This window comes from Amycolatopsis sp. NPDC049253 (genome assembly GCF_040678995.1).
Lineage (GTDB): Bacteria > Actinomycetota > Actinomycetes > Mycobacteriales > Pseudonocardiaceae > Amycolatopsis.
The window spans coordinates 25486-51565 of record NZ_JBFAQX010000042.1 but is presented as its reverse complement, the minus strand read 5'-3'; the positions used below and the strand labels follow the sequence as shown (position 1 = coordinate 51565).

The following is a 26080-nucleotide window of genomic DNA, read 5'->3' as shown; positions in this document are numbered from 1 at the left end:
CCGACGTCCCGGCCGCGCCGGCGAGAACCGGTGCGGCCGACGAGCGAGGTGACACCCGTAACCCGTTTGTCAGCCCTGCAGCCGGGTGAACCCGCCCAGGTGCTCGTCGAACACGGTCACCGGAATTCCCGCGCCCGCGAGCGCCTCCAGCATGTCGAGGATCGCCTGGGTCGGGCGGCCGTACATGCGAATGGCGGTCGTGCCTTCGAGGGTTTCCTTCCAGGACGGGTTGACGAGGTCGCTGAGCACGCGCACGTGGTGCTCGAACGAGTCGGTGTCCGGGTGGATCTGGATGTACTCCACCTCGGTGCCGTCCGCGCTGCGGTACTCGTGGAAACCGATGGTGCGCGGCTCGTTGTCCTGGATGAACCGGATCCAGCCCGGGACGCGACGCTGTTCGTCCTCGATCTTGCCGTCGAGGACCTTGTTGGTGGCGACGAAGATGAACGGACCTGACATGGCGGAACTCCTCGGGAATGTGTGGTGAGAAAAAGATGACGGTCGAAGGTGCTGAATCGGGAAAAGGCAGCCGGGGCGGATTGTGCCCCGATCAGACGTCGCGCTGAAGCGGTTCCGACCCGGGCGCCGGGACCAGAGTCCTGAACAGCGCGCTCGGCCGGCCCACCGCGGCTTCCCGGAACTCGCGCCAGTACTCCTGCGGGCCGAGGATCCGCTTGGCGTGCGGGATCGCCTCCGAGTCGGGCCCCGTGTAGACGCGGACCTGCTCCGGCGCGGGATCGAGGACAGCGCGATAGACGGCATCGGCGGTCACGGACGGCGACGAGCCGGTCATCGGCGTAGCACCGAAGAACGACGCGATGCCGGCCTGGTAGTCCTCCGGCACTTCCGCCGCCGCGTCGATCTTCGTGAAGATCCGCGTCGCGTGCTGGCCAGGCATGATGGCGCGCACCACGATCCCGAACTCGGCCAGCTCCATGGACAACGCCTCGCTCAACGTCGCCACCGCCGCCTTCGACGCCGCATAGGCCGCGTTGTAGGGGTAACCCTGCTCCGCGGTCAAGGACGAGATGTTCACGACGACTCCGGACCGCTGCGCCCGGAACGTCGGGAGAAACGCCTTGGTGACGGCGATCAACCCGAACACGTTCGTTTGGAACTGGCCGTGCACCTGCTCCATCGTCGACGCCTCGAGCGGTCCCATCTGATAAGAACCCGCGTTGTTGACCAACGCGTCCACCCGCCCGAACGCCGCCAGCGCCGCCTCGGCAAACCCGGCCGCCGCGCCCTCGTCGTCCACGTCGAGCAGCAGCGTGCGCACCCGAGGGTTCCCGTCGTGCACCTTCAGGTCGGCTTCCTTGCGCACGGTGGCGACGACGTCCCAGCCTTCGGCCGAGAACTTCTCCACGGTGGCCTTCCCCAGCCCGCTCGCGGTGCCGGTCACGACAATGACTTTACTCACAGTAACTCTCCTTGTGCATACAGTCGGCGACCTCATTACGTGTCCACCGGTCACTCACAACGTCCACCATAGCGGTCCAGTGGACACATGACAAGTGTCCGCCGGACCGTTATGGTGGGGTGTGCCACACGAACGCACGAGCGAACCGGTCGCGCGGCGCCGGCCGGCATCCCGCCGTCCGGCCGCACCGACCACACAGGACTGTCGCCGACCGAGAGGACTCGCCGAGCATGATTCGACTCGGTAAGCACGAGTTCCCCGCCACCCGGCTCCTCACGATGGCCATCGTGAACCGCACCCCGGATTCGTTCTACGACAAGGGTGCGACGTGGGACGAACGAGCCGCGTACGACCGCGTGCACCAGGTGATCGCGGAAGGCGCGGAGATCGTCGACATCGGCGGGGTCAAAGCGGCGCCGGGGACAGAGGTGACGACCGCCGAGGAGATCGATCGGGTCGTCGGCTTCGTCGCGAACGTGCGGGCCACTTACCCCGATGTGGTCATCAGCGTGGACACCTGGCGTGCCGAGGTCGGCCGGCTCGCCTGTGAGGCCGGCGCCGACCTCCTCAACGACGCCTGGGGCGGGTTCGACCCGGAACTCGCGCGGGTCGCGGCCGAGTTCGACGTCGCGCTCGTGTGCGCGCACGCGGGCGGCGTCAGCCCGCGCACCAGACCCCACCGCGTCGACTACCCGGATGTGATCGCCGACGTGCTCGCCCGGACGACTGCCCAGGCCGAGCGCGCGGAACACCTCGGTGTGCGGCCGGAAAGCCTGCTGTTGGACCCGGCGCACGACTTCGGGAAGAACACCTGGCACTCGCTCGAGGTGACCCGTCGGCTCGGCGAACTGGTCGCCACCGGCCGGCCAGTGCTCGTGTCGCTGTCCAACAAGGACTTCGTCGGCGAAGCGCTCGACCTGCCCGTCGGCGAGCGGCTCGAGGGGACCCTGGCCGCCACGGCGGTGTGCGCGTGGCTCGGGGCCAGCGTCTTCCGGGTACACCAGGTGCCCGAGACCCGGCGGGTCCTCGACATGGTGGCCACGATCAAAGGCACCCGGGCCCCGGCGCGCACCGTGCGGGGGCTGGCGTGACCCGCGCGTTGGTTTCGGCGGCGGTGTGTCCCCATCCCCCGTTGTTGTTGCGGGAACTCGGCGGCGGGCACGACTCGGTTCCCGCACTGCGGACCGCGTGCGGGACGGCGCTGGATCGGCTGCTGTGCGACTCACCCGACACCGTCGTCGTCGTCGGACGCGCGAGCGGCACCTGGCGCGTCGGAGAACTCCCGGCCGAGGCCGAGGAAACCCCCGGGAGCCTGCACGTCGCGCGGCGACTGCTGTCCGAAGCCGGGTGGACCGGCCGCGTCGAGTGGCAGGCGATCGCCGCGAACGCCGACGCGGCTTCGTGCGACCTCGCGGGAGCCGAAGTCGCCACCGGTGACGAACGGGTCGCACTGCTGGTCATGGCCGACGGCAGCGCCAGCCGCACGCCGAAGGCGCCCGGGTACTTCGACGAGCGCGCCGAGGCGTTCGACGCATCGGTCGTGCAGGCACTCGAACGGGGAGAGCCCGAAGCACTGCGACGCCTCGATTCCGCGCTGGCCGAGGAACTGCTAATGCAGGGCCGCCCGGCGTTGCACGTCCTCGGCGCGGCCGTACACCACGCGGGCCGCGCCGTGGCGGGCACCGAGGTGCACTACGTCGACGACCCGTACGGCGTGCTCTACTACGTCGTCACGTGGACGCTGCGACCCGTTTCGGCCTGATCGGCCCGCATCACCGGGCATCGGCGGAAGCGTCCTTGCGAAAGGGTGCAGCCAGCGTTGGCAGGACGCGGCGGCGGCCGGCCACGAAGGCGACGAGGGCCGAAATGCCGTACACGCCGCAAAGGACGAGCCGAGCGCGCTGCCCGGGAACGACGAACTGCACGGCGAGGAGCACGAGCACGAGCGCCGCCGCCCGGGCGCGGAACGCGCACGTCAGCAGCGTGCCGACGCCGAGCGCCGTCTGGGCCGCGGTGAGCAGCAGTTCCTCGAGCTGACGCGGATCGAGCCGGAGCGCGAAGCCACCACCGCCGACGAGATAGGCCAGCGGCAGGCTGCCGACGAGCAACGTCCACTGGGTAACCTTGCTCGAGATCAGCGTGCCCATCGCGGCGGAACTCCGGCCTCGCAAGGCGAACAGGATCGCGATGATGAACTCGGGGGCCTCCGAAGCCAGCGGGGCCAGCCATTGCACGAGCAGGAACCGGTCGATCCCCCACCGTTCGCCGGTACCCAGGAGCGCCTGCGCGAACGGATCCGCGGACGCAGCCACGACCGAGGCGGCGAAGAGGAACAAACCCGTGACCGCGGCCCGCCTGCGGCGGCGGGGAAGCGAACCGAGGTGGGCGGCGGTACCCGTCAGTTCCGGTTCTTCGACACCACCGCGCGAGACTTTCCAGAGGTACCAGCCGAACAGCGCGGCCAGAACGAGCCCGACCGGTACCGAGATCTCCCCGGTTAAGACGATCAGGAGCGCGACACCGGAGGCGAACAGCAGGAACCCGAGATCGACCCGGCGTGCGGGTTCCAGCACGACCGCCGCTCCCCGCCGGGCGCCGGGGCGGCCATCGCGGCGCGTCCTTCGGCGGGCCAAGACGGCCGCCGCGACGAGGACCGCCGGCCACCCGAGCCCCAGCAGCAGCCGGTTCGACCCCGTCATGTTCGCCGCCGCGTAGGCGACGAACTCCGGCTTCCCGCCCGCGGCGTAGGCGAAGTAGAAGTCCACGGCGTACTCCGGCAGCACGACCACCACGGCCAGCGCCGCGATCGCCAAGCCGCCGGACACGTCCACTTGCGCGCCTTCGGCGGCCCAGGCCAGCACGAACGACGACGCCACCACCGCGGTGCCGAACACGAGGAGCCCCGGCAACGCGCTCGGCGTCACCCCGGTGACGCGAAGGAGCAGCGCGGGCACTGCGAGAACGATGGCCACGGCGAGCGAACGGCGGGACCGTCCGGAGCTCTCGACCGATGCCGCCAACTCGCCACCCTCTTCCTCGGGCTCGCGCCCGCATCGCCGCGGTCCGGTGGTCTCGCCGGTCGAAAGGATCGGACTGGGCCGTTACCGAGGCCGTTAGCCGAGCCGCGGTGCACGCGAGTAACGGGGGCGGTAACGCGCACGCGATAGGTGTCACACCGGGCACGACGGTGCCCACCGAATCGAGCGGATCGGAGTGCAGATGCCGAGGACGTGGCTGGTGACGGGTGCCGCCGGAGGGCTGGGTCAGGAGCTGACCCGAGCCGCAGTCCGGGGCGGTGACCGGGTGATGGCCACCGACTTGGACCTCGGCGCGCTCGACGCCGTGACCCGGGAGTACGGGGACCGGGTGCGCACCCGCGTGCTCGACGTCACCGACAGTTCCGCGGCGGCGGCCACGGTGGCCGCGACGATCGAAGAGCTCGGCTCCCTCGACGTCGTCGTCAACAACGCCGGCCACCGCGGCGTGGGGTCCATCGAGGACATGCCGGAAGAGGAGTTCCGGCGGCACATCGAGATCAACCTCTTCGGCGTCGTCAACGTCAGCCGTGCCGCGCTCCCGGTCCTGCGTTCCCAGCGGTCCGGACACGTCTTCCAGATCTCCACGATCGGCGGACGACGGGCACAGCCGGGTATCGGCGCCTACCAGACCTCGAAATGGGCCGTCGGCGGGTTCTCGGAGATCCTCGCGAAGGAACTCGCTCCCGTGGGTGTCCACGTCACCCTCGTCGAGCTGGGTGGAGTGCGCACGGCGTGGGCGCAGACCCCGATCCCGATGGAGGACATCCGGGAGGAGTACCGCTCGACCGTGGGCCGGTTCGCCGCCACCTACAACCGCAACCCGGACGTACAACGCGGGGATCCGACGAAGATCGCCGAGGTGGTGGTGGCGATGACCCACGAGCCCGAACCTCCGGTGCGGTTGCTGATCGGTTCCGATTCGACCTGGCTCGCCCCTCGGATCAGTGCGGTCCGCGCCGCGGAGGACGAGAAGTGGCGCCACGTGAGCATTTCCACCGATTTCGACGGGCTCGGCGACTTCGCCGACACCGAGGTCGCCAGGATGGTCCGGCCGTGAGCCGCTTCACGCCACGCCCGCCCGCCGGAGCCAGGGCCACGGTCCCGCTGGGAGGTTCCGGCCTGCGGGTACACCCGATCGGGCTCGGCTGCATGGGAATGTCGCAGTTCTACGGCGCGGCCGACCGCACCGAGTCGATCGCCACCATTCACGCGGCGATCGACCTCGGGGCCGACTTCTTCGACACTTCCGATGTCTACGGCGCCGCCACACCGGTGCCGGGACAGCCGAACCGCGGCTTCGGCCACAACGAGCGGTTGCTCGGCGAAGCGGTCCGCGGCCGGCGCGACGAAGTGGTGATCGGGACGAAGTTCTCCGCGAAGCCGGGCGAGCGCGGGATGACGTTCGACGGCCGCCCCGAATACGTCGCGTCCGCGTGCGACGCGAGCCTCACCCGGCTGGGGACGGACCGGATCGACGTCTACTACTACCACCGGCTCGATCCTGGTGTGCCGGTCGAGGAGACCGTCGGGGCCATGGCCGACCTCGTCACGGCCGGCAAGATCCGCGCGATCGGGCTGAGCCACGTCCCGGCGGAGATCCTGCGCAGAGCCGCCGCCGTGGCCCCGGTTTCGGCGCTGCAAAGCGAGTACTCGCTGTGGGAGCGGGCGTTGGAGGCCGAAGTCCTGCCGGTGTGCCGGCGCCTGGGGATCACGCTGGTGCCCTACAGCCCGCTGGGCCGCGCCGCGCTGACCGGCAAGGTCGTGAGCGGCACGGAATTCGACGCCGCCGACTTCCGGTCCACCGTGCCGAAGTTCCAGCGCGAGAACCTGGTCCGGAACCTCGAGCCGGTGGCCGCGCTGCGGGAATTCGCCGACCGGCGCGGCGCCACTTCGGGCCAGGTCGCGCTCGCTTGGCTGCTGGCCCAGTCGATGGACGTCGCACCGATTCCCGGCACGAAACGTGTCGCGTACGTCCGGGAAAATCTCGGCGCGACAGCCGTCCCGCTGAGCGCCGACGACGTCGCCGAGCTGAGCCGGCTCTTCGACCCCGCCGCGATCCACGGCGGCCAATACGCGTCCTGACGGCGAACCCGGCGGGCCGGGACTACTGAACCTCCGACGGCTCAGCCGGCTCGGCGGTGGCGACCGGAGGCCGGTAGAACGCACCGAGGTGCACCACCGCCGCCAGTACTCCCCCGGCCGCGGCGATCAGCAACCCGGGCCAGCCGGCCAGAAATCCCGTTCCCCGGGTGAGGGCGTGGTCGAGCGAAAGCCTGCCGGCACCGGCCACGGCCACCACGACCGCGTTCACCGCGAGCACGGCGTTGTACTCCCAGCCGGACGCCACGATGAAGAAACCGTTGTGCCGGTGGACCGTCCACGCCGCCACCGCCATCAACGCGACGATCCCCGCGGCCGCCAGGCTGGTCATCAGTCCCGCGGCGAGCAACAAACCCCCGCCGACCTCCGTGCCCGCGGCCGCCCGGGCGTGCCACCGGCCCGGGCGCATCCCGATGCCGTCGAACCAGCGGGCGGTGCCCGCCAGCCGGCCGCCGAGGAAGATCTTGCCGTAGCCGTGAGCCGCCACAGTCAGGCCCGTCACGACCCTCAGGAAAAGGATCGCCCAGTCGGAATCGTTCACAGTCCTCGTCCTCGCAACGATCGGTCGTCGCGGCTCCGGGCCGCCGCCCGTCTGTCGAGCGGCGGCCCGGAGCCGCAGGTGCGAGCCGCGTCCGCGGCTCGCACCTGGTCCCGGACGGGCTAGCGCGCCTCGACGACCGCGGTGCCGGCCTCGAGCTTGGCGACGTCGAACCCGTACAGCTTGGCGCAGTTTTCCTGCACCATCGCGCGCTGCTCGTCGGCAGGCACGTCCACGAACTGCTCGTCGAGCAGCGATCCGCTCAGCGGGAAGGTGCTTTCCGCGTGTGGGTAGTCACTGCCCCACATCAGCCGGTCGATCCCGACCTCGTCGCGCATGCGCATCAGGGCGGCGTCCTCGGTGAACGAGATCATCACGTTCGAGCGCACGTAGTCGCTCGGCAGCAGGTCTCCCTCGAGGCGGTAGCCCTTGTCGGTCGAGCGGAGGTTGTACTTGTAGTGCCAATCCATGCGCTGCATGAAGTAGGGCAGCCACGAACCCTCGTTCTCGACCGACACCACCTGCAGACCCGGGTACCGCCGGAAGACGCCGGACATGATCATCTCCACCAGGGAGGTCCGCACGTGCATGTCGGGGGTGTTCACCATGCCGGGGGTCGTGTAGGGCCCGTCGATGTGCGGCTGCCGGCTCGAGTGCGTCACGAACCCGAATCCCGACGTGGACCGGATCGACGCCACGTGCATGTTCAGCGGCACGTTCAGATCCTGCGCGGCGGCCCAGAACCGCTCGTAGCGCACGTGGTCGTAGCCGTCCGGGCTGCTGACGGGGATGCACGCGCCGACCGCGCCTCGCTCGCGCATGCGGGTCATCTCGGCGATCGCGTGGTCGATGTCGTCCAGGTTGAGCATCGTGATCGGCTTGATCCGGTCCCGATCCTCCGAGGCGAAATCGAGTGCCCAGTCGTTGTAGGCGCGGAAGATGTCGTTGAGCACGGCCGTGTCGCTGATCATCGAGTAGAAGAGAAAGGTGAGGCTCGCGAACACGGCGCCGCCGTAGACGCCGTCCGCTTCGTTGTCGTCGAGCCACACCCGCGGGTTGAACCCGCCCTCGCGCACGTCATCGGCGAACGTGCAGTCGCCATAGGTCGACGGGCTGGCCCGGTTGGGCCGGGTTTCCAGCGGCTCGAACCGGTCGCCCGCCCGTGATGCGACGAAGGCGGGCAGGCCTGGCTGACCTTCGGCGACCCACATCTCGACGCCGTCGACCCTTTCCAGGCGTGGGGCGTAATCGACGTACTGCTTGCTCATCCTGGTGAGGAACAGATCGGGCGGCTCGACGATGTGCGTGTCGGACGACACTCGCCAGGGGGCCTGGCTGTTTTCCTCAGCTGACAGGGACAACTGTTCACCTCCGGTGCACCGCGGGACCGCCGCGAGGGCGAAGATCCCGGACTGGTCGACATTCGTGTTTCCGGCCGTCACGGCCGCTAGAGGGACGCGAAGAACTCCTCGATCAGGCGCGTCGTGATGAGTTCACGCAGGCGGAACCGCCGGATCTCCCCGGCCGGTGTGCGCGGCAGCCGAGCGACGACCTCCAGCCGCTCGGGCAGCATTCGGCGCGCGACGCCTTGTCGGAGCAGGAAATCGGCGAGCTCGGGCAGCGTCGGGCGGCAACCGGGAGCGGGCACCACGAAGGCGCACACGCGCTGCCGCAGAGCCGGGCAGGGCATCCCCACCAGCGCGACGTCCCGGATCCCGCGGTGCTCGCGCGCCACGTCTTCCAGCGCGGTCACCTCGAGCTCCTCGTCTCCACGCCGGACGCGGTCGGCAGCCTTGCCGTGGACGGCGAACCCGTCACGCCCGTGGTCGACGACCACGTCGCCCGTGCGGAACCAACCGTCCGAAGTGGCCGGTCGAGCACTGTCCGGGCCGGCGAGGTAACCGGCGAACAACGCCGGACCGGACACCGAGAGTTCTCCCGTTCCGGCCGCCCGGCTCGCAGCGACCGCCGGGTGGTCGACGAGAACCGCCGTCGCGCCCGGCAGCAGGTGATACGTCGTGTGGCCGTGCCCCTGACCCGGTGCGCCGATCGCCAGCGCGGGGTACTCCGCCAAGCCGAAGGCACGCGCGACCGGTCGCGCCAGGTTCTGCGCGGCGGCACGGAGTTCCGCGGCGGTGACGGTGCCTGTCACGCAAACCAGCGCGTGCAGTGCCGAAAAATCGGCGTCCACGGTGGGGGGTTCGGCGAACGCGCGCACCAAGCCGGGTTCCGCCACGACAAGTCCGCACCGGTGCCGGGCGATCAGGCGCCGGCTCGCCCGCGGTCGTCGTGTCTGGCCGAGGACGACAGACGCCGAAAGCATCGCGGGCACCTGCACTCCGTAGACGAATCCGGTGGCATCGCCCGATGAGGCACCGGCGAACACCGGCCGGCCCGCGGTCAGGCGGAACCGGTCGATGACACCCCGGCCCGCGCTCGCCAGCGAACGGTGGGTGTGCACCACGGCTTTCGACCGGCCACCTGTTCCCGCCGTGAACACGAGCAGCGCGGGATCGTCGGGCGTCCGCGGCACGGTCTCGTGGCGCACGCCGGCGTGGCGGCGGAGCGAATCGAACGAACGGGCGACCCGGTCACGGCCGGGCCGGGCGACCACGACGTGCCTCAGCTCGGGCAGGACGGCCCGGGACCGGGTGACCTCGTCCGAATGCCGGAAGCCGTCGAACTCCTCGGGCACGACCACAAGACGAGAGCGAGCCCGGACGAGCGCGTCTTCGAGCTCCGCACCGCGGCAGCGGAGGTCGATCGGGTTGCTGATCGCGCCGATCCGGATCACCGCGAGGTGCAGCAGGTGGGCCTCGTGCCACGCGGGCAGCTGCCACGAAACGACATCACCCTGGTGGATACCGAGCGTCCACAGTCCCACCGCGACCGCGGTGACCGCGTCCTCGGCCTGCCGGAAGGACAGCGAGGTGCGGTCGTCGGTCAAGGCGGTCACCGCGGGGCGTTCGACGGCCGCGGCCGCGAGGCACACGTCGGCGAACAGTTCTCCGAACCCGGCGAACGGCCTCGCGTCCGCCGGGGCGCCAGGGCGGGGAATCTCCCACTGTGACGGCTCAGCGTCGTGAACGGACACCAGCCTCACCTCACCTTCGTCGATCGGTGATCCCGCCCGGCCGGTGCCGGAATCCGCGTGATCGCCGTTGTTCCGCGTGTTCGGACACCAGTCTCGGAAGCCGCCGTTACCGCGGTCGTTATCGCCACCCGCGCCCGGGCGTTCGGTTCGGCGGCGCCCTCGGCGGTTCGGGCTTGCCACCGGCGCGCCGTTCGGCGAGATTGGTTCTCCGAACGCCGCCGCGGGTGCGCCGGCGACCGCACAAGAGAGGAGGCGTCGAACATGACTCCGGAGTCCGTCGAGCCGGCACCACGGCCGCACCGGCACCGAATCGCGCCTCCCGGCGTCCCGACGGGTTCGCTCGGGCGACCGCGCCTCGACCGCCTGCTCTCGGACCTGTTCGAGACCTACTCGGTCGTCGAGATCGTCGCGGCGCCCGGCTCCGGCAAAACCGTGCAGGCGCAGCTCTACGCGGCGGCGAGCGGGCTTCCGCTCGCCTGGCTCACGCTCGACAAGTCCGATGTCTCGGCATCGGCTCTGGTGTTCGACCTCGCCTCGGCGCTCGGAGACCTCGCCGAGGGCGCGGCGGCCACGATGTTCAGCACCTTGCAGGGCAACGGGACGCCGGACGAAGCCGCGGCCATCCTCGCCTCGACGCTGGGTGAGCACGACTGCCTGCTGGTCATCGACGACTGCCACCACATCGCCGGCTCGGCCGACGCCGCGTCCGCTGTGGACACTTTTCTCGAGTACATCGCCGAGCCGGTGCGAGTCCTGCTCCTGGCGCGCGACGAACTTCCGTGGCCGCTGCAGAAACGGTATGTGCACGGCCAGATCGCCCAGCTCGGCGACGCGACGCTGAACCTGAGCAAGCAGGAGGTCGCGGCATTCGTCGAGTCGTCGGGCGCGGGCCCCGAATCGGTGGAGCAAATCTTCGAGCAGACCGGTGGCTGGGCCGCCGGAGTGGCTTTCGCCTCGCGGTTCGGAGTGGGCGAGGAACCGAATCTGCGTGACCTCTCGACGTATTTCGGCCGCCAGGTGCTCGACCCCCTCCCCGAAGCCGAACAGCGGTTCCTCCTCGACACCTCGGTGACCGACGCGGTCACCAGGGATGTCGCGGTCGCACTGTGCGGAGCCGAGGGCAACCGGCTCTGGTCTGGGCTGTCCGCACGGCACCTGCCCGCCACGAGCCGCACCGCGGACGCGATCGTCTGCCATTCCCTGTTCCGGACTTACCTGCTTCGCCAGCTCGAAGACACCCAGCCAGAACGGCTTCGGGAGCTGCGCGCGGCCTATGCGCGTTACCTCGCCACCGTGCGGCAGTTCGACGAGGCGACCGAGCTGTGGCTGGCACTGGGAGATTTCGACGAAGCCCAGCGCAGCGCGGTCGAGGCGTTGCCCGCGTTGTACTCACGGGCCGACTGGCCGGTCGTGAAGCGCTGGCTGGACGCGCTGGGCGAGGACCGCGTCTTCGAAGACCCGGCTCTCATCGGTGCGTCCGTCCGCGCGGTCCACGACCTGCGGGAGCTCGAACCAGCCCGCCGGCTCATCCGGCGGATGGACCGGGAAGGCCGGCTTCGTGGTGCCGTCGAGCACGATCCGGGCGTGCTCGCGGTAGCCGCGTGGGCGATGCACGCCCACCCGCACGAAGCACTGGGGCTCCTGGACAAATACGAAGGCGACGCGAGCGCCGACGTGGTGCGCTACATGATCGACACCACGGTCTCGACCCGCGAAGTCACGCCGCCGGACGTCCAGGGTCTCGCGTTCGTGGAGCGGGGCCTCAGCTGGGGACTGTTCCTGCAGGGCCGGCTGGGCGAGCTGGCGCGGATGGGCCCCGCCGACGCGAACGGCCCGATCCTCAACCCGCACGTGATCCTGGCAGCCGCGTTCCGCCAGGACACCGCCGAGGCCGACCGGATGTGGCTGCGGATCCCCCCGGAGACGAGAGACCGCCCGCACGCGAGGTTCATCGAGGCGATGATGGACCTCACCCGGCAGAACCACTCCGGCGCCCGCGAGAACCTGCGCCTCGCGCTCGCGGACAGCCATCGATCGGGTTTCTCGCTCGAGCCCGTGTACGAGACGTTCGCCGGGTACCTGCTCCTGCTGACCGACGGACCCGAACCGGCGATCGCGCAGCTGCGCCCGGTGCTGGACGCCATGTCCCGCACGGGGCAGACGGCCTACATCGAGATGACGCAGTGTTTCCTCGGCCTCGCCTACCTGCGCGTGGACCGGGTCGCCGAGGCGCGCCTCATGTTGCGGGACGCCGTCGCGTCGATGACCCGGTGCCGGCGCGAGCTCCTGCTCTCCCTGGCCGCGGCCGGGCTCTCCGAGGCGACCGCTCGCGCGGGTGACGACGAAGCCGCACACGAGAACGCCGAACTCGCCTACCGCGTCGCGACGGACATGGGCAGTTTCTGGGCGCTCATCCAGGCTGTGCGCCTGTTCCCCGAGATCCGCCGGCGAGAGGCGGCGCGGGACCGCGGCGATACCCGCTGGAGCCGGCTGGTCGTCGCCCCGTCCTCGGACCGCACCGCCGACGGACCGCATCGGCCTGAGCCGAGCACGCGGCGCTTCGAGCTGCAGCCGTTCGGCCGCGGGCGGGATCTGTACGTCGATGGCGTCCGCGCCAACGTCGGCCGGACGAAGCTGCTCGAACTGCTGGCGTGCCTCGCGTTGCACCCCAAGGGGATCGATCGGTTCGAGCTTCAGCGGCGGTTGTTCCCCGACGCCGACCAGCGCAGCGGCGGCAACCACTTCCGCCAGGTCGCGCACAAGCTCCGCCTTCGGACGGGGATCGTCTTGGAACGACAGGGCTCGCTCGTCCTGGTGTCCCCCGCGCTGGGCCTCATCGCGCGTGACGTCGAGTCCGAACGGCTCCTTGCCGAAGCGAGTGCCCTGCCCGGACCGGAACGTCGCCGGCGCCTGCTCGACGGGCTCGCACCGGTCGAAGGGTTGTACCTGGAGGGGAGTTGCCTGCCGTGGGTCGAGGAGCGCCGGGCCCACCTCACGCTCGTGCACGAGGAAGCGAGGATCGAGCTGGCGATGCTCCACCTGGAGCTCGGCGAACCGGAGCTCGCCCGCGCGGTGTGCGAGCAGATCCTGGAGTCGAACCGGTACTCGGATCCGGCGTACCGGGTCCTCGCGGATGTCGAGCGAGCCGTGGGCAGTGAAAGCTCGGCGCTGGCCGTGTACCGCCGGGCTTCCGACGCCCTGGCGGAACTCGGTCTGCAGCCCGGCGACGCTCGCCGGCTCGCGCGGGGCCGCCACGTGCCGACCGGCCGGCCTCCCGCGACGGACTGACGCAAGAACCGACTGAGATGCCCGGCGTGAGCATGCTTGACACCGACCGTCTTGCTCCTATGATTAGCACAATAAGCCCGTCCTGAGCTGGTTCACCGGGTCGGCCCGGTCACCCGCAGTGAAAGCACAGCGACCCCCGTCCGGCGCCGCGTCGAGTGCCACTACCCCCCGTCGCGCCGGCCCCTGTGCCCCCTGCTCGCTCGAGACGGGATCCGTCGTCGCGGGAGGGCAACCGATGCTGCAGCAAGGCACCGCGGGAGGGCGGCCGACGTTCGGCTTGTTCTCCCCGATCGTCCAGCCGATAAACCTGCAGCCGTGGGAGAACGCGGCCGGTCCCCGGGAACTTGCCGCCGTGGTGACCGCCGCCGAGCACCTGGGATACGACTTCGTAACGGTGTGCGACCACGCGGTGCTCTCGTCCAGTGAAGCGGCCTTCTACGGCGGCGCTCGCTTCTACGACCCCATCGCGACGATCGGGTACCTCGCGGCACTGACCGAGCGCATCAGGTTCGCCACTCACGTCTACCAGATTCCGTTGCGCAGCCCGCTGATCACCGCGAAGGCGTTCGCGACGCTCGACGTGCTCAGCGGCGGCAGGGTGATCGCCGGGTTCGGCGTCGGCCGGCGCGATTACGAAGCGGCTGCCGCCGGCATCGACTTCCGAACGCGGGGTTCGGTGGCGGACGAGTACCTGCGGGCCGTGGTGGCGCTCTGGAGCGGCGAGCCGACGAGCTTTCACGGCGAACACGCGGACTTCACCGACCTGGTGTGCCGGCCGCGGCCGGTGCAACGGCCCGGTCCCCCGGTCTGGGTGGGCGGTGACCGCTACGTCGGCCTGCGGCGAGCGCTCGATCTCGGTTCGGCGTGGGCGCCCTGGGCGCTCACGCCCGCGCAGGCCACGAATCTGCTCGAGCGGGCGGTGGCCGAGCGCGGAGAACCGGTGCCCGCGGACTTTCGGGTGGTGGTACCGGTGGCTCCGCTGGGCGGCCGCGCGGCGCGCGGGGAAGCGCCGCCTCCCCGGTTCACGCCCGGTCCGGCGGCCGCCACGAACTGCCTCGACGTCGTCGAGGAATGGCTCGAAGCCGGTGCTACCGATTTCGTCGTCGACCTGCCCAGCCCCGGTCTGGCCGCACAGCTCGAAGCGATGGCGTGGTTCGCCGCCGAGGTCCTTCCCGGCCTGGTCCGGGACGCACCGGAGCCCGTGGCCGGCGCGCGCTCGTGACAGCGCCATCCAGGCCGCCGCGGAACGCGACCAGGCCCCGCAGGACAACCGAACTCCCGTGCCGCCCGGCACGACGGTCGCGAACGGCGGGTACCACGCGATGACGAGCCCCGCAGCCGCCTTGCTTCCCTTCGGTACGAAGATTCTGCGCGAAGCGGGCGCCCTGCCGTTGCCATCCCGGGTACAGGCCCTCAACGCGGCCTGGCGGGTGAGCGGGCGGGCCTTCACCGTGGCGCTCGCGGGAGGCAACAACATCTGGCTCCACCGCGCCCTGTACGCCGCCGAACCGGGTGACGTGCTGGTCGTGTCGACCGATTCGCCACGCGAGTACGGGTACTGGGGCGACACCCTCACCCACGCTGCCCTCGAACGTGAGCTCGGCGGTCTGGTCATCGACGGCGCCGTGCGGGATTCGGCCGATCTGTGCCAGCTCGGCTTCCCGATCTTCTCGCGCGGGCGATGCCTGCGCGGCGCCGGCAAGGACGCCTCGACCGGCGGCTTGCGCGCCCCGGTCACCGTCGGCTCCGCCATCGTGTCCACCGGCGACCTGGTGGTCGGCGACGAGGACGGCGTGGTGTTCACCGCTCCCGGCGAAGTCGCCGACCTCGTTCGACGAGCGGACGCGGCAGCCCGCGCCTGACCGAGCACGACCCCTTGGACGGCCCTCGCCCCGCCTGCCGGACGACGGCAAGCGGGGCGAGCGCCGGTGATCACTGCCGGTCGGCCGCGGTCATCGACCCGAGGTAGATGGCCCGCACGTGGTCGCGGTCGGCGCCGCGGCCGTTTCCCGGCAGGTGCTGCATCCGGCCGTGTTCCACGACCACGAGGTCGTCGGCGACCGACATCGCCTTGTCGACGAGCTGCTCGACGAGGAGGATGCCCAGCCCTTCGTTCTTCAGCGCGGTCACCGTCGCGAGCACGTCGTCGACGATCACCGGCGCGAGCCCGGCCGACGGTTCATCGAGCATCAGTAACGCCGGGCCGGGCATGAGTGCCTGCGCGATGGCGAGCATTTGCTGCTGACCGCCGCTCAGCTCACCGGCCCGCTGCGCCCGCTTCTCACCAAGGACGGGGAACCGGTCGTAGGCGGCCGAGATCGCCTCCGAGACCTTCCGGCGGGGCATCGAGTACCCGCCCAGCTGAAGGTTCTGCTCGACCGTCCGTCGTTTGAACACCCGCTTGTTCTCCTGCACCAGCGCGATTCCCCGGCGAGCCCGCTCGGATGGCGGCACCTTCGTGATGTCCGTTCCCCGTAATACGACATTGCCGCAGAACGGCCGCAGCAGGCCCGCGATCGTCGACAGCAGGGTCGTCTTGCCGGCGCCATTGCGGCCGAGAACCACGGTCACCGCGCCGGCTCGCACGGTCAGCGACACCTCCCGCAGAACCCGCAGATCGCCGTAGCCCGATCCGAGGGCCCGCACCTCGAGCAGCTCATCAGTCATTGCCGGCTCCCGGAGAAGAATCGGCGCGGTTTCCGGACACCGCGACCTCGAGTGCGTCCGGTCCGGTCTCGGGCGCGACGTCGGCCAGCTGGCCGAGGTAGCTCTCGATCACCGCCGGATCGTGCTGGACTTCTTCCGGCGTCCCCTTCGCGATCAACCGCCCGGACTCGAGCACGTGGATCCGATCCGAGACCGCGCACATCAACGCAAAGTTGTGCTCCACGAGCAACACCGTCGCGCCCGCGTCCCGCAACCGGCGGATCACGCCGGCGAGGTCGGCCACCTCCTGTTCGTCCAGTCCCGAGGCTGGTTCGTCGAGCAGCAGCACGGCGGGCTCCGCGGCCAGCGCCCGCGCGACTTCGACCAGCCGGCGGGTGCCCAGGGCGAGGGACGACGCCGGTTCGTCCGCGAGATGCGCGATCCCCAGCACCCCGAGCGCGCGAACGCTCGCCGCCCGATCGGCTCGGCGGATCCGCCGGTAAGCCGGCAACCGCAGAATCGTCGCGATCAAGCCGCAATGGTGGCGCCGCAGCCGGGCGGACGCGACCACCTCCGCCACGGTCGACGAAGCGGGGATCAGCGGGGTCTGGAAGGTCCTCGCGACGCCTCGCCGAGCCCGCTGGTGCGGCCCGCTACCGGCCAGCTCCGAGCCGCCGATCGCCACGATGCCCGACGTCGGTGTGTAGAACCCGGAGATGATGTTCAGCAGGGTCGTCTTCCCGGACCCGTTGGCGCCGATGAGGCCGGTGACCTGGCCGGCGGGGGCGATCAGCGAGAGGTCGTCAACGGCCCGCGACCCGCCGAAGTCCTTGACCAGGGCCCGGACCTCGAGCAGCTCGCCCGGGATGGGGTCCATTTCGGACGGTACGGCCGGCCGCCGGTCGCCCGCGGCCGCGACGGCCCGCCGCCGGGACAGCAGCCGCAGCCCGCGGCTGATCAGGCCGGTGATCCCGCCGGAGAAGAAAACTCCGCCCACGACGAGGAACGCGCCGAACGCGACCAACGCATACTTCTCGAAGGCGGTCACCTGCATCGGGCCTAGCTGCAGCAACGCCGCCCCGACCACGCAGCCGTACACGCTCTCGGACCCGCCGAGCACCGACCCGGCGATGATGGCAATCATCAGGGTGAGCCCGAAGTAGTCCGGCGCGATGAACCCGTCAAGCAGGGCAAACAGACAGCCCGCCACGCCCGCCGGGATCGCGCCGAGCGCGTAGGCCTTGAGTTTCGCCGAGGAGACGCCGATTCCGAGCGAGGCCGCAAGCACACCGCTCTGCCGCAGCACGCGGAGCAGCCCGCCTTGCCGCGAGGTCACGATGTTGCGCATCACCGCGAGCCACACCACGAGGCACCCGATCACGAGCAGGTAGAACCCGGTTTCGCCGAGCTCGGTCCCGAAGAGCTTCGCCTGCGGGATCCCGGAGAGGCCGTTGAGGCCGCCCGTCTCCGGCTCGAAGATCTCCGCCGCGTCGGGCACCAGCAGGACCAGGAAAAACGACGACATCGCGAGCCCCCACCCGCCGAGGCGAATGCCTGGCGCCCCGCTGATCACCCCCACGACCACGGCCGCCGCAGCCGAGGCGGGCAGGGCCAGCGCGAGGTCGATGTCGTGCATCGTGAGGACGGCCCCGACGTAGGCGCCGACGGCGTACATGGCCACCTGGCCGAGCGCGAGCTCACCGGCGTAGCCCCAGCTCAGGTTGAGCCCGCTGATCACCAGTGCGAGGATCGCGACGAGGACGACCTGCCGCAGCACATCGGACCCGAAGCCCAGCCAGGGTGCCGCCAAGGCGAGCACACCGGCGGCGAGTGCCACCGGCCAGCGAGGCAGCCGGCGCACCACGCCGGCCCACGATCGAGAGGTTCCGGACGCGATCATGTTCGCTCACACCACCCTTTCCCGGCGTTGGCCGAACAACCCCTGCGGGCGCAGGAGAAGAACTCCGATGAGCACACCGAACACCGCCAGGTTCGCGAACTCCGTGCCGAGGTAACGGCCCACGAGAGCCTCCACCACCCCGACCACGAACCCGCCGATCAGCGCCCCCTTGAACGAGCCGAAGCCACCGACCGCCAAGGCGACGAACGCCTTCAGCACGAGGATCGAGCCGAGCGTGAACACGGCGAAGGTCTTCGGCCCCACGACCGCTCCCAGCGAGCCGAGCAGCGCTCCCGCGACCGCGCACGCACCGGTAGACAACCGGTTCACGTTGATCCCCCGGATCATCGCGGCCTGCCGGTCCTCCGACGCGGCCAGACCGGCGATCCCGAGCTTCGAGTGCGTGAACCAGTAATGTGTGCCGAACGAAAGCCCGACGGCGAGAGCGATCAGCACCAGGTCGTTGACCGACAGCCGGCCCCCGAGCAGCGTCACGACCGAGTCGGAACCAGCGCCAGGGATCCGGTGGGGCGCGGAGCCCCACAGCAGGAGCACACAGCCCTGCATGATCACCGACCAGCCGACGGTGGTCACGAGCTCACCGTGCACACCGGTGCCGCTGAGCGGCCGGATCGCGGTCCAGTCCTCCAGCACCCCGACCGCGAACCCCATCACGCCACCCACGACCAGCGCCACGACCAGCGGCATACCCAGCGAGACGACGATCGTGTAGGACACGAACGTCCCGAGCATCAGGTACTGCGGTTGGGCGAAATTGAACGTGTCGGACGCGACGAACATGATGTTGAAGCCGATCGCGACCAGCACGTAGATCGCGCCGACCGCGAGGCCTGACCAGATAGTCAACATTTTCCACTCCGTGCTGTGGCAGCCGCCGTGGGCTGCGTCTCGGCGCGGCCACCGGCTCGTGCGCCGGTGGCCGCCACCCGGTCCTCAGCGCGCGGCCGTGACGAACTGGCCATCGGTCCAGTGCCCGATCGGTGTCGACCCGTAGTCCGCCGGGACCGTGCCGATGTTGAAGTGGTTCTGCGGACTGAACTTCATCCGCGAGTACGTGAGCCACGTCCCGGCCGGCTGGTCCGGCAGGTTTTCGATCGCGGACTTCATCTTGTCGGCGTCGGTGCTGCCCGCGGCCTTCGCGCCGGCCTGCAGCAACCGCAGGCAGTCTGCGGCGAGCGTGTAGGCGAGGATCGTGCTCACGATCGGCCCGCGGGCCTTGACCGCGTCGATGAACTCGGCCAGTGGCCGGGGATTGCCGCCCGCCGGCTTGATCGACGTGCTATAGGTCGAGACGTACGCGCCCGGCAGTGCGGCAGGCGGGACGAGCTTGGTCACGTCGACCGTCACGCTCTGGTCGCCGTAGAAGGGCACCGCGGTCATCCCCGCCTTCAGCCGGCTCGAAAGGACAACACCGGGCGCGGCGTCACCCAGGGCCAGGAAGATCACCGCGTCCGGATGGCCCGTCTGCAGCTGCGCGAGCGGCGCCGTTACGTCTACATCGGACGAACCGTATGACGCTGTGACCGTCGTGAGCCCGGCCTTCCGCACGGCGGCGGTGAAAGCGGCCTTCCCGCTGTCCCCGCTCGCGGTGTTGGGAGTGAAGATCCCGATCTTCTTGTACCCCTTGGCCACGAACAGCTGCGCGGTGGCCTTCGCGATGTTCTCGTTCGGGTCGACCGGACGGAACGTATACGGGTATTTCGCCGGGTCGTTGAGCTGGGTCGAGCTGTTCGTTCCGAGGTTGATGATCTTGTTTCGGTTGAGGATCGGCAGCATCGCGAGCGACTCGTTGCTCGTCGAGCCGGCGATCGCGGCGTCCGGCTTGCGTTCGTCGATCTTCGCCTGCAGGATCGACACTGCCTTGGTCGGGTCACCCTGGTCGTCGACGAACTCGAGCTCGATCTTCCGGCCGCCGACTCCCCCGCTCTTGTTCACGAGGTCGGCCGACACGTTCAGCGCGTCGACAGTGCCCTTGCCGAGCGACTGGAAGGCGCCGCTCAGCGCCAGGACGGCGAGGATGTGGTAGGACTCCGCGGAGCTGTCGGAGCGACCGGCCGCGCTGCCGCAGCCCGCGGCGACCAGCGCGGTCGCCGCGACGAGGACACCGAGCCGGCGAACCGGCGACAACGATCGGGCGTCGTGCATTTTTCCTCCTTCAAGCCCGCGAACATCGGCTGCCCGACTGGCTTGTGCGTCGCTGATGACTCAGCGGAATGGGATTCGGGAAGTGTGGCGGGCACCCGGGCGCCACTGAGGACGAGCCGGTCCGGCGGACCCCCGACCACGGGCCAGCGCACCAGGGCCGGCGAAGCCGGCTTCGCGCGGTGCGCGGCCTGCGGTGGTGAAACCTCCGTTCTTGTCTACCCCAACGGAAAGTCGTACGTCCGGTGGGCGTGGCCGAGCGGCTGCAGCTGCTCGGCCAGCGGTCCGGCGAGTGCTCGCTCCACGGCCTCGACCGTCCACACGGGAGCGTCGAGCACCACGGTGAGCGCGGGATGGCTCATCACCGTTAGCGAGGTCCCGGCCAGCCGCACCACCTGTCCGGTGATTCGCCGGGCCCGGTCGGAGATCAGGTAGGTGACCAGCGGAGCGACGTGCTCGGGCTGGGCGTGCGGCGCGGACCGGTCCGGGATCGGCCCGGCCGGAAGCCGGTTCATCCGCGTGGCCGCCTCGGGAGCCACCGCGTTGACTCTGATCCCGGCCGGGATCCCCTCGAGGGCCCAGGAGTAGGTGGCCGAAGACACCGCGCCCTTGCTGGCCGCGTACGCGCCGATCCGCGCACCGCCGGCCTGCGCGCCCGACGTGATGTTCACGACCGAGCCCCCGGTGGCCCGCATCGCGCGCATGGCGTGCATGCCCACGAAGAACGTGCCCAGGACGTTGACCCGCAACAGCCGCTCGACCGCGGCCGGCTCGTCCTCGAACACGGAGGCGAAGTGGGCGATCCCGGCGTTGTTGACCAGCCCGCTGATCCCACCCAGCTGCCCGAGGCACGTGTCGACGATCGAGCGCGCGCCCTCCCACGAGTCCACTGAGGACGAGTCGACCGCGATCTTCGTCCCCCACCGCGCGAGCTCGTCGGCGACTGCAGCCACTTCGTCGCGATCGATGTCGTTCACCAACACGTCGGCACCGGATTTCGCGAGGTGCTCGGCGTAGGCCCGGCCGAGTCCCCGGGCCGCGCCGGTGACCACGACCTGCCGGCCAGCGAGCTCTCCGCCGGCGTCCGCGGCGCTTTCCCGGGTGGCCATCAGGTCACGATCTCGGCGTTGCGCGCGGCCCGCGCGGACGAGCGCAGGTTGTAGAGCTTGGCCAGCCGGTGGGTTTCGTAGCCTTCCCGGCCGGTCCGGACGCCGATCCCCGAGTCCTTGATGTGCCAGCGGGGTGCGCTGAAGTTCTGCGCGAAGTCGTTGATCGTGACCGCACCGGTGCGCAGCCGGCGGGCGAATTCGAGGGCCCGGCCCTCGTCCGCGGAGAAGACCGCCGCGTTCAGGCCGTAGGGCGAATCGTTCGCGATGGCGGCGGCTTCGGCCTCGTCGGTGTAGGTGATGACCGACGCGACCGGCCCGAAGATCTCCTCCTGGGCCAGGCACATCGAGTTCGAAACCCGGGTGAACACCGTCGGTTCGAGGAACCAGCCCCGCGGCAGGTCTGCCGGGCGGCTGCCACCGCACACCAGCTGCGCACCTTCCTCCACCCCGAGGGCGACGTACCGCTCCACGCGGTCCCGGTGGCGCCGGGTGGCCAGCGGACCGAGCTGCGTGGTCTCGTCGTGGGGATCCCCCAGCCGCAGCCGGCCGGCGATCTCGGCGAGCCCGGCCACCGCGGCGTCGGCCAGATCGCGCGGCACGAGTAGCCGCGTGAGACTGCTGCACACTTGTCCGGAGTTGTAGAACACGCCGGCCGCCACCGCCCGCACGGCTGTGGCGACGTCGCCGTCGGGCAGCACCACCCCGGCCGACTTGCCACCCAGCTCCAGGACCACCCGTTTGAGCTGCTCACCGCAGATCCGCCCGACCTGCTTGCCCACCGCCGTGCCGCCGGTGAACGACACCAGGTCGACCGCGCGGCTCGAGACCAGCCGTTCGCCCAGCTCTCCGCCGCCCGCCACGAGGTTGAACGCACCGGGCGGAAGGCCCGCGGCGCTCAGCGCCTCGGCGAAGAGCAGGCTGCTCACCGGCGATTCGACCGGGGGCTTGTCCACCACGGTGCACCCCGCCAGGAGCGCGACGGCACCCTTCATGATCGTCGCCGCAAACGGTCCGTTCCACGGCGAGATCGCCGCGACGACCCCGTAGGGCTCGCTGCGGATCTCGTAGTCCCAGGCGCCCGAACGGGACTCGACCTCGCCGTAGCCGGCCACGTTCGCGCACAGCTCGCGGACCATGTCCACCGCCGAGCGGCCCGACATCCGCCCCAGGGACACGGGTGCGCCCATTTCGTCGGCCTGCACATGGGCGGCCGTTTCCAGCTCGCCCTCGATCAGGTCACACGCGGCGAGCAGCACCTCGCCGCGCTCCTTGACCGACATTCGGGGCCACGGGCCGTCGTCGAACGCGCGCCGCGCCGCGCCGACCGCGGCGTCCAGCTCGGCCGCGCCGGCCACCGGAACCTCGAACACGACCTCTTCCGTGGCCGGGGAAATCAGCTCCGCCGTGTCCCCGCTCGAAGCGTGGTCGACGAACTGGCCGTCGATGAAGAAGCCGGTACGTGCGTCAGTCATTCTCGTCTCCACCCGCGTTGTGCCGATCGAGCCGAACGCAGCGTTCGGCCGTGGCGGGCCCGGCCGCCTTCACCTGGGCGAGGGCGAACGCCCGCGCCCGGCGGGCGTACACCGGGTCCGTGCTTCCGTGTTCCTGCACCAGAAAGTCCCGTGGGAGCACCGGCGCCGCGTCGAGCGGCCACCAGGCGGTGTCGCCGAAGATCACCGTGCGCTCGAGGATCCGCCAGACCCCGCCGCGGGCCTCGAAGACGTCCGCGTACCGGCACCAAGAGACGATGCGCGCGCCGATCCGACCCGGTTCGGCGATGCCCCGGGAAGCGAAGTCGTAGCCCTGGCCCTCCCACTCGACCGCGGTCACGTGGCTCTCCACGAACGCCACCCGCGCAGACACGAACTCGATCAGCACGTTCGTGACGCTGTGCATCGCGTGCCGCGTGTGCTCGTGCTGCCGTTTCCGCGCGGCGAGCAGGTTCGCCACGGGTTGCGGCCCGAATCCACTGTCGACGGTCGCGTCGGGGTGGTAGGCGGACGCGCGGGCTCCGTGGTGGTCGTCGCGGTCGATGCCGCGGCTGTGCCGGTAGAGCGCGTCCTGGATCTGTGTGCGGGCCCTGAGCTCGTCGACGAAATCGGCGAAGAACGCGGGGCGCTCGTCCCCGGTGTTCGCATTCGCCGGGCGCGGCCCAGCCGGTCGTCCCTCCACCACGCGCCTCACACCGTGAGCCCGCGGTCGGTGATCTCCGGCGCTATGTCGGAGACGAGGAACCCCAGCACGGGCGCGTGCACACCGTTCGCCCGCGCCAGGCTGTGCGCGAGGTTCACGTCCTTGTGCCACATCGCGACGACACCGCGGGCGCCGTCCCAGTGCTCGGCCTCCTGGGTGCGGATGCGCGCCCAGTTGTTGCTGACCCAGCTCGACCCGACGCCGCCGTCGCCGATGATCTCGAGGATGCGCGGTTCGGGGATCCCGCCGGAGTCGGCGATCCGCAGCGCTTCCCGCACGAGCGCGATCGTGCCGTCGAGGAGGAAGTTGCTCACGATCTTGGCCGTCACCCCGGACCCGAGGCCGCCGACGTGGTGGATCGAGCGGGACATCGCCTCCAGCGCCGGGCGGGCGAGTCCCACCGCCGCCTCGTCACCGCCGACCAGGAAGGTCAGCGTGCCCTCGGCCGCCGCGACGTCGCCGCCCCCGGTCATCGCCACGTCGATCACCCGGACACCGCGCCCGGCGGCCGCTTCGGCCACTTCGGCCACGACGGCGGGCTCGATCGTGCTGTGCAACGCGATCACGCTGCCCGGCCGCGCGGCCGCGAGGACACCCGGCTCATCCTCGCCGCCTACCACCACGTGCCGGATCTGCTCGGAGGTGAACACCGCAACACAGACCAGATCGGCGTCCCGCGCCGCCTCCGCACCCGACGCGGCCGCGGTGGCGCCAGCTGCCACCAGCTCATCGACCGCGGCCTGGCGCAGATCCCGCACTGCAGTCTCGAAACCCGCCTTGACCAGGTTCCGGGCCATTCCCAGCCCCATGTTGCCGAGCCCGATGAACCCCACACGCATCACGTGCCTCCTGTCGTCATTGTCAAGGTGGCGGCTGGTCGACCGGCTCGGAGCACCGCCCGGTCACTTGCAACTATCATTATCCTAGATTGGCGCGAGAACAAGACCGAGTCTTCAGGACGCCCCCTGCAGTCATAGCCCACACGCACCGCAGCGGAGGCGCCCACGCTCGACCAATGGCCAGTGTTCGCCGTCGATGACCAGGCAAAACAGCTACCAGGGCCCGCTTCCCGACGGTCGAGCCGGAGACCGCGCTCCTGGACACTGCTTGTCGACCCTGATAACTATTATCCTATTAATGCTGCGGTTCGAGCGGGCGATGCCCCGCCGACCGCGGTCCGACTCGCCTTCCCCCGGGGCAGGCATGTGACGAGGAGGTGCCCTCCTGTGGGCGAAAAAGACGTGCTGCACACCGACGTCCTGGTGATCGGCGCCGGCCCGAGCGGCCTGGCCGCGGCCCAGACGGCGGCCGCCGGCGGCGCCTCGGTGACGATCGTCGAAGCCACCGGCGAGATCGGGGGAAACGCCGCGTTCTCGACCGGCTACCTCGCGTTCGCCGGCACCTCGGCGCAGCGGAAACTCGGCATCGCCGACTCCCCTGACGCGTACCTCGCGGACCTCCTGGCCGAGGTCGAGCACCGGCGTGAGCTCTTCGACCCCGAGTTCGACACCGCGGTCGCCGAACGGTTCACGCGCGAGAGCGGCGCCGGCTTCGAATACCTGCGCGACCTCGGTTTCTGGTTCGACCGGATCGTGTCGCGCCCGCTGCAGCACTCGGTCGACCGCACGGTCGTGATGACGGCTCCCGCCCAGTTCCGCGACGTTTTCGCCGACCACCTCGAGCGCCTCGGTGTCACCGTGCTCGTGCGCCGGCGAGCGCGGGAGCTGGTTCGCGCGGGCGGCGCGGTCACCGGTGCCCTGATCGAAGGCCCCGGCGGCACCGCAACGGAGGTCCGCGCCGCACGCGGGGTGATCGTGACCACCGGCGGCTACCAAGCGAGCAGCGCGCTGCGAGCGCGCCATCGGCCGGACGCCGACCCGGACTCGCCCTACCCCGGTCTCGACACCAACCTCGGAGACGGCCACCTCATGCTCGAGCAGGCCGGAGCCGCGCTGGTCAACATGCACATGGTGCCCGAGGTCGTGCTCATCGCGTCGAGACTGATCGAAGAGTGCATCGCCGTCACCGAGGACGGTGTCCGCTTTCACGACGAGACCGGCCCCGAAGCCCTGCGGCTGCGCGCTCTGCGCCGCCTTCCGGGTGCGATCGGCTACTACCTCTGCGACGCCCGCACCGCCCAGGGCAAGGCCCAGCTGCTCGCGGACGTCCCGGCCCCCAAGAAGACCTTCGAATCGCTCGCCGGGGTCGCCCGCGCGATCGACGCAGACCCGGCGGTGCTCGCGGACACCATCCGGCGGTGGAACGAGACGGTCGAGAGCGGCGTACCGGCCGATCCGGAGTTCGGCCGGGTCGTTTTCCCGCGACCTCGCACCGGGATCACCACGCCGCCGTACACCGTCGTCCCGATGGTCGTCGGCACGAACATCAGCGCTGGCGGCAGCCGCGTGTCGCCGGACATGGAGGTACTGGACGTCCGCGCGCGGCCGATCGCCGGACTCTACGCCGCCGGCGACTGCTCCGCCGGGATCAGCGCGGCGATCGGGATCGGCGGCCTCCACCTCGCCGCGGGGATCACCCTCGGGCGCGTGGCAGGTCGCTCCGCCTGCGCTTGAACCGGCGTCGTCCCGCCG

Annotated in this window: 22 protein-coding genes; 8 read left to right on the top strand and 14 right to left on the bottom strand. The window is 70.5% G+C overall.

Annotation, left to right across the window (positions count from 1 at the left end):
* Positions 1-69 precede the first annotated feature (69 nt).
* Positions 70-459, bottom strand: a complete 390-nt coding sequence (locus AB0K15_RS44525; protein WP_364066451.1) for a hypothetical protein — start codon at positions 457-459, stop codon at positions 70-72.
* A gap of 91 nt (positions 460-550) precedes the next feature.
* Positions 551-1420 carry an SDR family NAD(P)-dependent oxidoreductase gene (locus AB0K15_RS44520; RefSeq protein ID WP_364066448.1) on the bottom strand — a complete coding sequence of 290 codons (870 nt, stop codon included), beginning with the start codon at positions 1418-1420 and terminating at the stop codon, positions 551-553.
* A gap of 230 nt (positions 1421-1650) precedes the next feature.
* On the opposite strand from AB0K15_RS44520, the gene folP reads away from it, so the two are divergent.
* Positions 1651-2511 (top strand): dihydropteroate synthase, encoded by an 861-nt coding sequence (folP, locus tag AB0K15_RS44515; RefSeq protein WP_364066445.1) that lies wholly within the window; start codon positions 1651-1653, stop codon positions 2509-2511.
* The gene (locus AB0K15_RS44510; RefSeq protein WP_364066442.1) at positions 2508-3182 is read left to right on the top strand and encodes a hypothetical protein; all 675 of its coding nucleotides are present in this window, start codon (positions 2508-2510) and stop codon (positions 3180-3182) included. Before folP ends, AB0K15_RS44510 begins: the two co-directional genes overlap by 4 nt.
* A 10-nt stretch (positions 3183-3192) precedes the next feature.
* On the opposite strand, the gene AB0K15_RS44505 is transcribed toward AB0K15_RS44510, so the two are convergent.
* Positions 3193-4374 (bottom strand): sodium:proton exchanger, encoded by a 1182-nt coding sequence (locus AB0K15_RS44505; RefSeq protein WP_364066439.1) that lies wholly within the window; start codon positions 4372-4374, stop codon positions 3193-3195.
* Positions 4375-4639: 265 nt separating this feature from the next.
* Here AB0K15_RS44505 and AB0K15_RS44500 point away from each other — a divergent pair, with 265 nt between their 5' ends.
* Together AB0K15_RS44500 and AB0K15_RS44495 are read left to right on the top strand one after the other, a co-directional pair.
* Positions 4640-5515: an SDR family NAD(P)-dependent oxidoreductase gene (locus AB0K15_RS44500; RefSeq protein WP_364066431.1), complete on the top strand. Its 876-nt coding sequence runs from the start codon at positions 4640-4642 to the stop codon at positions 5513-5515.
* A complete protein-coding gene (locus tag AB0K15_RS44495; protein WP_364066427.1) occupies positions 5512-6540 on the top strand; it encodes an aldo/keto reductase in 1029 nt (342 codons plus the stop codon). Before AB0K15_RS44500 ends, AB0K15_RS44495 begins: the two co-directional genes overlap by 4 nt.
* Before the next feature lie 22 nt (positions 6541-6562).
* Here AB0K15_RS44495 and AB0K15_RS44490 read toward each other — a convergent pair whose 3' ends face one another.
* The 3 genes from AB0K15_RS44490 to AB0K15_RS44480 form a co-directional block, all read right to left on the bottom strand.
* Positions 6563-7099 carry a DoxX family protein gene (locus AB0K15_RS44490; protein WP_364066422.1) on the bottom strand — a complete coding sequence of 179 codons (537 nt, stop codon included), beginning with the start codon at positions 7097-7099 and terminating at the stop codon, positions 6563-6565.
* A 119-nt stretch (positions 7100-7218) separates the two neighbouring features.
* Positions 7219-8457, bottom strand: coding sequence for an amidohydrolase family protein (locus tag AB0K15_RS44485; RefSeq protein WP_364066417.1), 1239 nt, complete (start codon positions 8455-8457; stop codon positions 7219-7221).
* Between the two features lie 86 nt (positions 8458-8543).
* Entirely contained in the window at positions 8544-10190 is a 1647-nt protein-coding gene (locus tag AB0K15_RS44480) for an AMP-binding protein (protein WP_364066414.1), read from the bottom strand.
* Positions 10191-10451: 261 nt separating this feature from the next.
* Between AB0K15_RS44480 and AB0K15_RS44475 the strand changes: the two genes are divergently transcribed.
* The 3 genes from AB0K15_RS44475 (at position 10452) to AB0K15_RS44465 (ending at position 15340) form a co-directional block, all read left to right on the top strand.
* The gene (locus tag AB0K15_RS44475) at positions 10452-13478 is read left to right on the top strand and encodes a BTAD domain-containing putative transcriptional regulator (protein WP_364066411.1); all 3027 of its coding nucleotides are present in this window, start codon (positions 10452-10454) and stop codon (positions 13476-13478) included.
* 235 nt (positions 13479-13713) lie between these two features.
* Positions 13714-14700, top strand: coding sequence for a TIGR03619 family F420-dependent LLM class oxidoreductase (locus tag AB0K15_RS44470; protein ID WP_364066408.1), 987 nt, complete (start codon positions 13714-13716; stop codon positions 14698-14700).
* A gap of 100 nt (positions 14701-14800) precedes the next feature.
* Positions 14801-15340 (top strand): RraA family protein, encoded by a 540-nt coding sequence (locus AB0K15_RS44465; RefSeq protein WP_364066405.1) that lies wholly within the window; start codon positions 14801-14803, stop codon positions 15338-15340.
* 70 nt (positions 15341-15410) lie between these two features.
* Here AB0K15_RS44465 and AB0K15_RS44460 read toward each other — a convergent pair whose 3' ends face one another.
* The 8 genes from AB0K15_RS44460 to AB0K15_RS44425 all read right to left on the bottom strand — a co-directional run bounded on the left by AB0K15_RS44460 (position 15411) and on the right by AB0K15_RS44425 (position 24328).
* Positions 15411-16145 (bottom strand): ABC transporter ATP-binding protein, encoded by a 735-nt coding sequence (locus AB0K15_RS44460; protein WP_364066402.1) that lies wholly within the window; start codon positions 16143-16145, stop codon positions 15411-15413.
* Complete coding sequence (locus tag AB0K15_RS44455; protein ID WP_364066398.1) at positions 16138-18024, bottom strand: branched-chain amino acid ABC transporter ATP-binding protein/permease; 1887 nt, start codon at positions 18022-18024, stop codon at positions 16138-16140. The genes AB0K15_RS44460 and AB0K15_RS44455 overlap by 8 nt, the downstream gene beginning before the upstream one ends.
* Before the next feature lie 6 nt (positions 18025-18030).
* On the bottom strand, positions 18031-18894 hold the full coding sequence (locus tag AB0K15_RS44450; RefSeq protein ID WP_364066393.1) for a branched-chain amino acid ABC transporter permease: 864 nt from the start codon (positions 18892-18894) through the stop codon (positions 18031-18033).
* A gap of 84 nt (positions 18895-18978) precedes the next feature.
* Positions 18979-20190, bottom strand: coding sequence for an ABC transporter substrate-binding protein (locus tag AB0K15_RS44445; RefSeq protein WP_364066386.1), 1212 nt, complete (start codon positions 20188-20190; stop codon positions 18979-18981).
* A gap of 215 nt (positions 20191-20405) precedes the next feature.
* Positions 20406-21296 carry an SDR family oxidoreductase gene (locus AB0K15_RS44440; RefSeq protein ID WP_364066379.1) on the bottom strand — a complete coding sequence of 297 codons (891 nt, stop codon included), beginning with the start codon at positions 21294-21296 and terminating at the stop codon, positions 20406-20408.
* Complete coding sequence (locus tag AB0K15_RS44435; protein WP_364066372.1) at positions 21296-22768, bottom strand: aldehyde dehydrogenase family protein; 1473 nt, start codon at positions 22766-22768, stop codon at positions 21296-21298. Before AB0K15_RS44435 ends, AB0K15_RS44440 begins: the two co-directional genes overlap by 1 nt.
* Complete coding sequence (locus AB0K15_RS44430) at positions 22761-23471, bottom strand: nuclear transport factor 2 family protein (RefSeq protein WP_364066366.1); 711 nt, start codon at positions 23469-23471, stop codon at positions 22761-22763. The genes AB0K15_RS44435 and AB0K15_RS44430 overlap by 8 nt, the downstream gene beginning before the upstream one ends.
* A gap of 5 nt (positions 23472-23476) precedes the next feature.
* A complete protein-coding gene (locus tag AB0K15_RS44425) occupies positions 23477-24328 on the bottom strand; it encodes an NAD(P)-dependent oxidoreductase (protein ID WP_364066360.1) in 852 nt (283 codons plus the stop codon).
* A gap of 387 nt (positions 24329-24715) precedes the next feature.
* Here AB0K15_RS44425 and AB0K15_RS44420 point away from each other — a divergent pair, with 387 nt between their 5' ends.
* The gene (locus AB0K15_RS44420) at positions 24716-26062 is read left to right on the top strand and encodes an FAD-dependent oxidoreductase (RefSeq protein ID WP_364066352.1); all 1347 of its coding nucleotides are present in this window, start codon (positions 24716-24718) and stop codon (positions 26060-26062) included.
* The last annotated feature ends 18 nt before the right edge of the window (positions 26063-26080 follow it).

Excerpts from the sequence above, each read along its gene's own strand:
- AB0K15_RS44500 (WP_364066431.1), top strand. The coding sequence starts at position 4,640 with ATGCCGAGGACGTGGCTGGTGACGGGTGCCGCCGGAGGGCTGGGTCAG.
- AB0K15_RS44435 (WP_364066372.1), bottom strand. The coding sequence starts at position 22,768 with ATGACTGACGCACGTACCGGCTTCTTCATCGACGGCCAGTTCGTCGAC.
- AB0K15_RS44525 (WP_364066451.1), bottom strand. The coding sequence starts at position 459 with ATGTCAGGTCCGTTCATCTTCGTCGCCACCAACAAGGTCCTCGACGGC.
- AB0K15_RS44460 (WP_364066402.1), bottom strand. The coding sequence starts at position 16,145 with ATGACTGATGAGCTGCTCGAGGTGCGGGCCCTCGGATCGGGCTACGGC.
- AB0K15_RS44425 (WP_364066360.1), bottom strand. The coding sequence starts at position 24,328 with ATGCGTGTGGGGTTCATCGGGCTCGGCAACATGGGGCTGGGAATGGCC.
- folP (WP_364066445.1), top strand. The coding sequence starts at position 1,651 with ATGATTCGACTCGGTAAGCACGAGTTCCCCGCCACCCGGCTCCTCACG.
- AB0K15_RS44465 (WP_364066405.1), top strand. The coding sequence starts at position 14,801 with ATGACGAGCCCCGCAGCCGCCTTGCTTCCCTTCGGTACGAAGATTCTG.
- AB0K15_RS44470 (WP_364066408.1), top strand. The coding sequence starts at position 13,714 with ATGCTGCAGCAAGGCACCGCGGGAGGGCGGCCGACGTTCGGCTTGTTC.
- AB0K15_RS44445 (WP_364066386.1), bottom strand. The coding sequence starts at position 20,190 with ATGCACGACGCCCGATCGTTGTCGCCGGTTCGCCGGCTCGGTGTCCTC.
- AB0K15_RS44475 (WP_364066411.1), top strand. The coding sequence starts at position 10,452 with ATGACTCCGGAGTCCGTCGAGCCGGCACCACGGCCGCACCGGCACCGA.
- AB0K15_RS44455 (WP_364066398.1), bottom strand. The coding sequence starts at position 18,024 with ATGATCGCGTCCGGAACCTCTCGATCGTGGGCCGGCGTGGTGCGCCGG.
- AB0K15_RS44440 (WP_364066379.1), bottom strand. The coding sequence starts at position 21,296 with ATGGCCACCCGGGAAAGCGCCGCGGACGCCGGCGGAGAGCTCGCTGGC.
- AB0K15_RS44450 (WP_364066393.1), bottom strand. The coding sequence starts at position 18,894 with ATGTTGACTATCTGGTCAGGCCTCGCGGTCGGCGCGATCTACGTGCTG.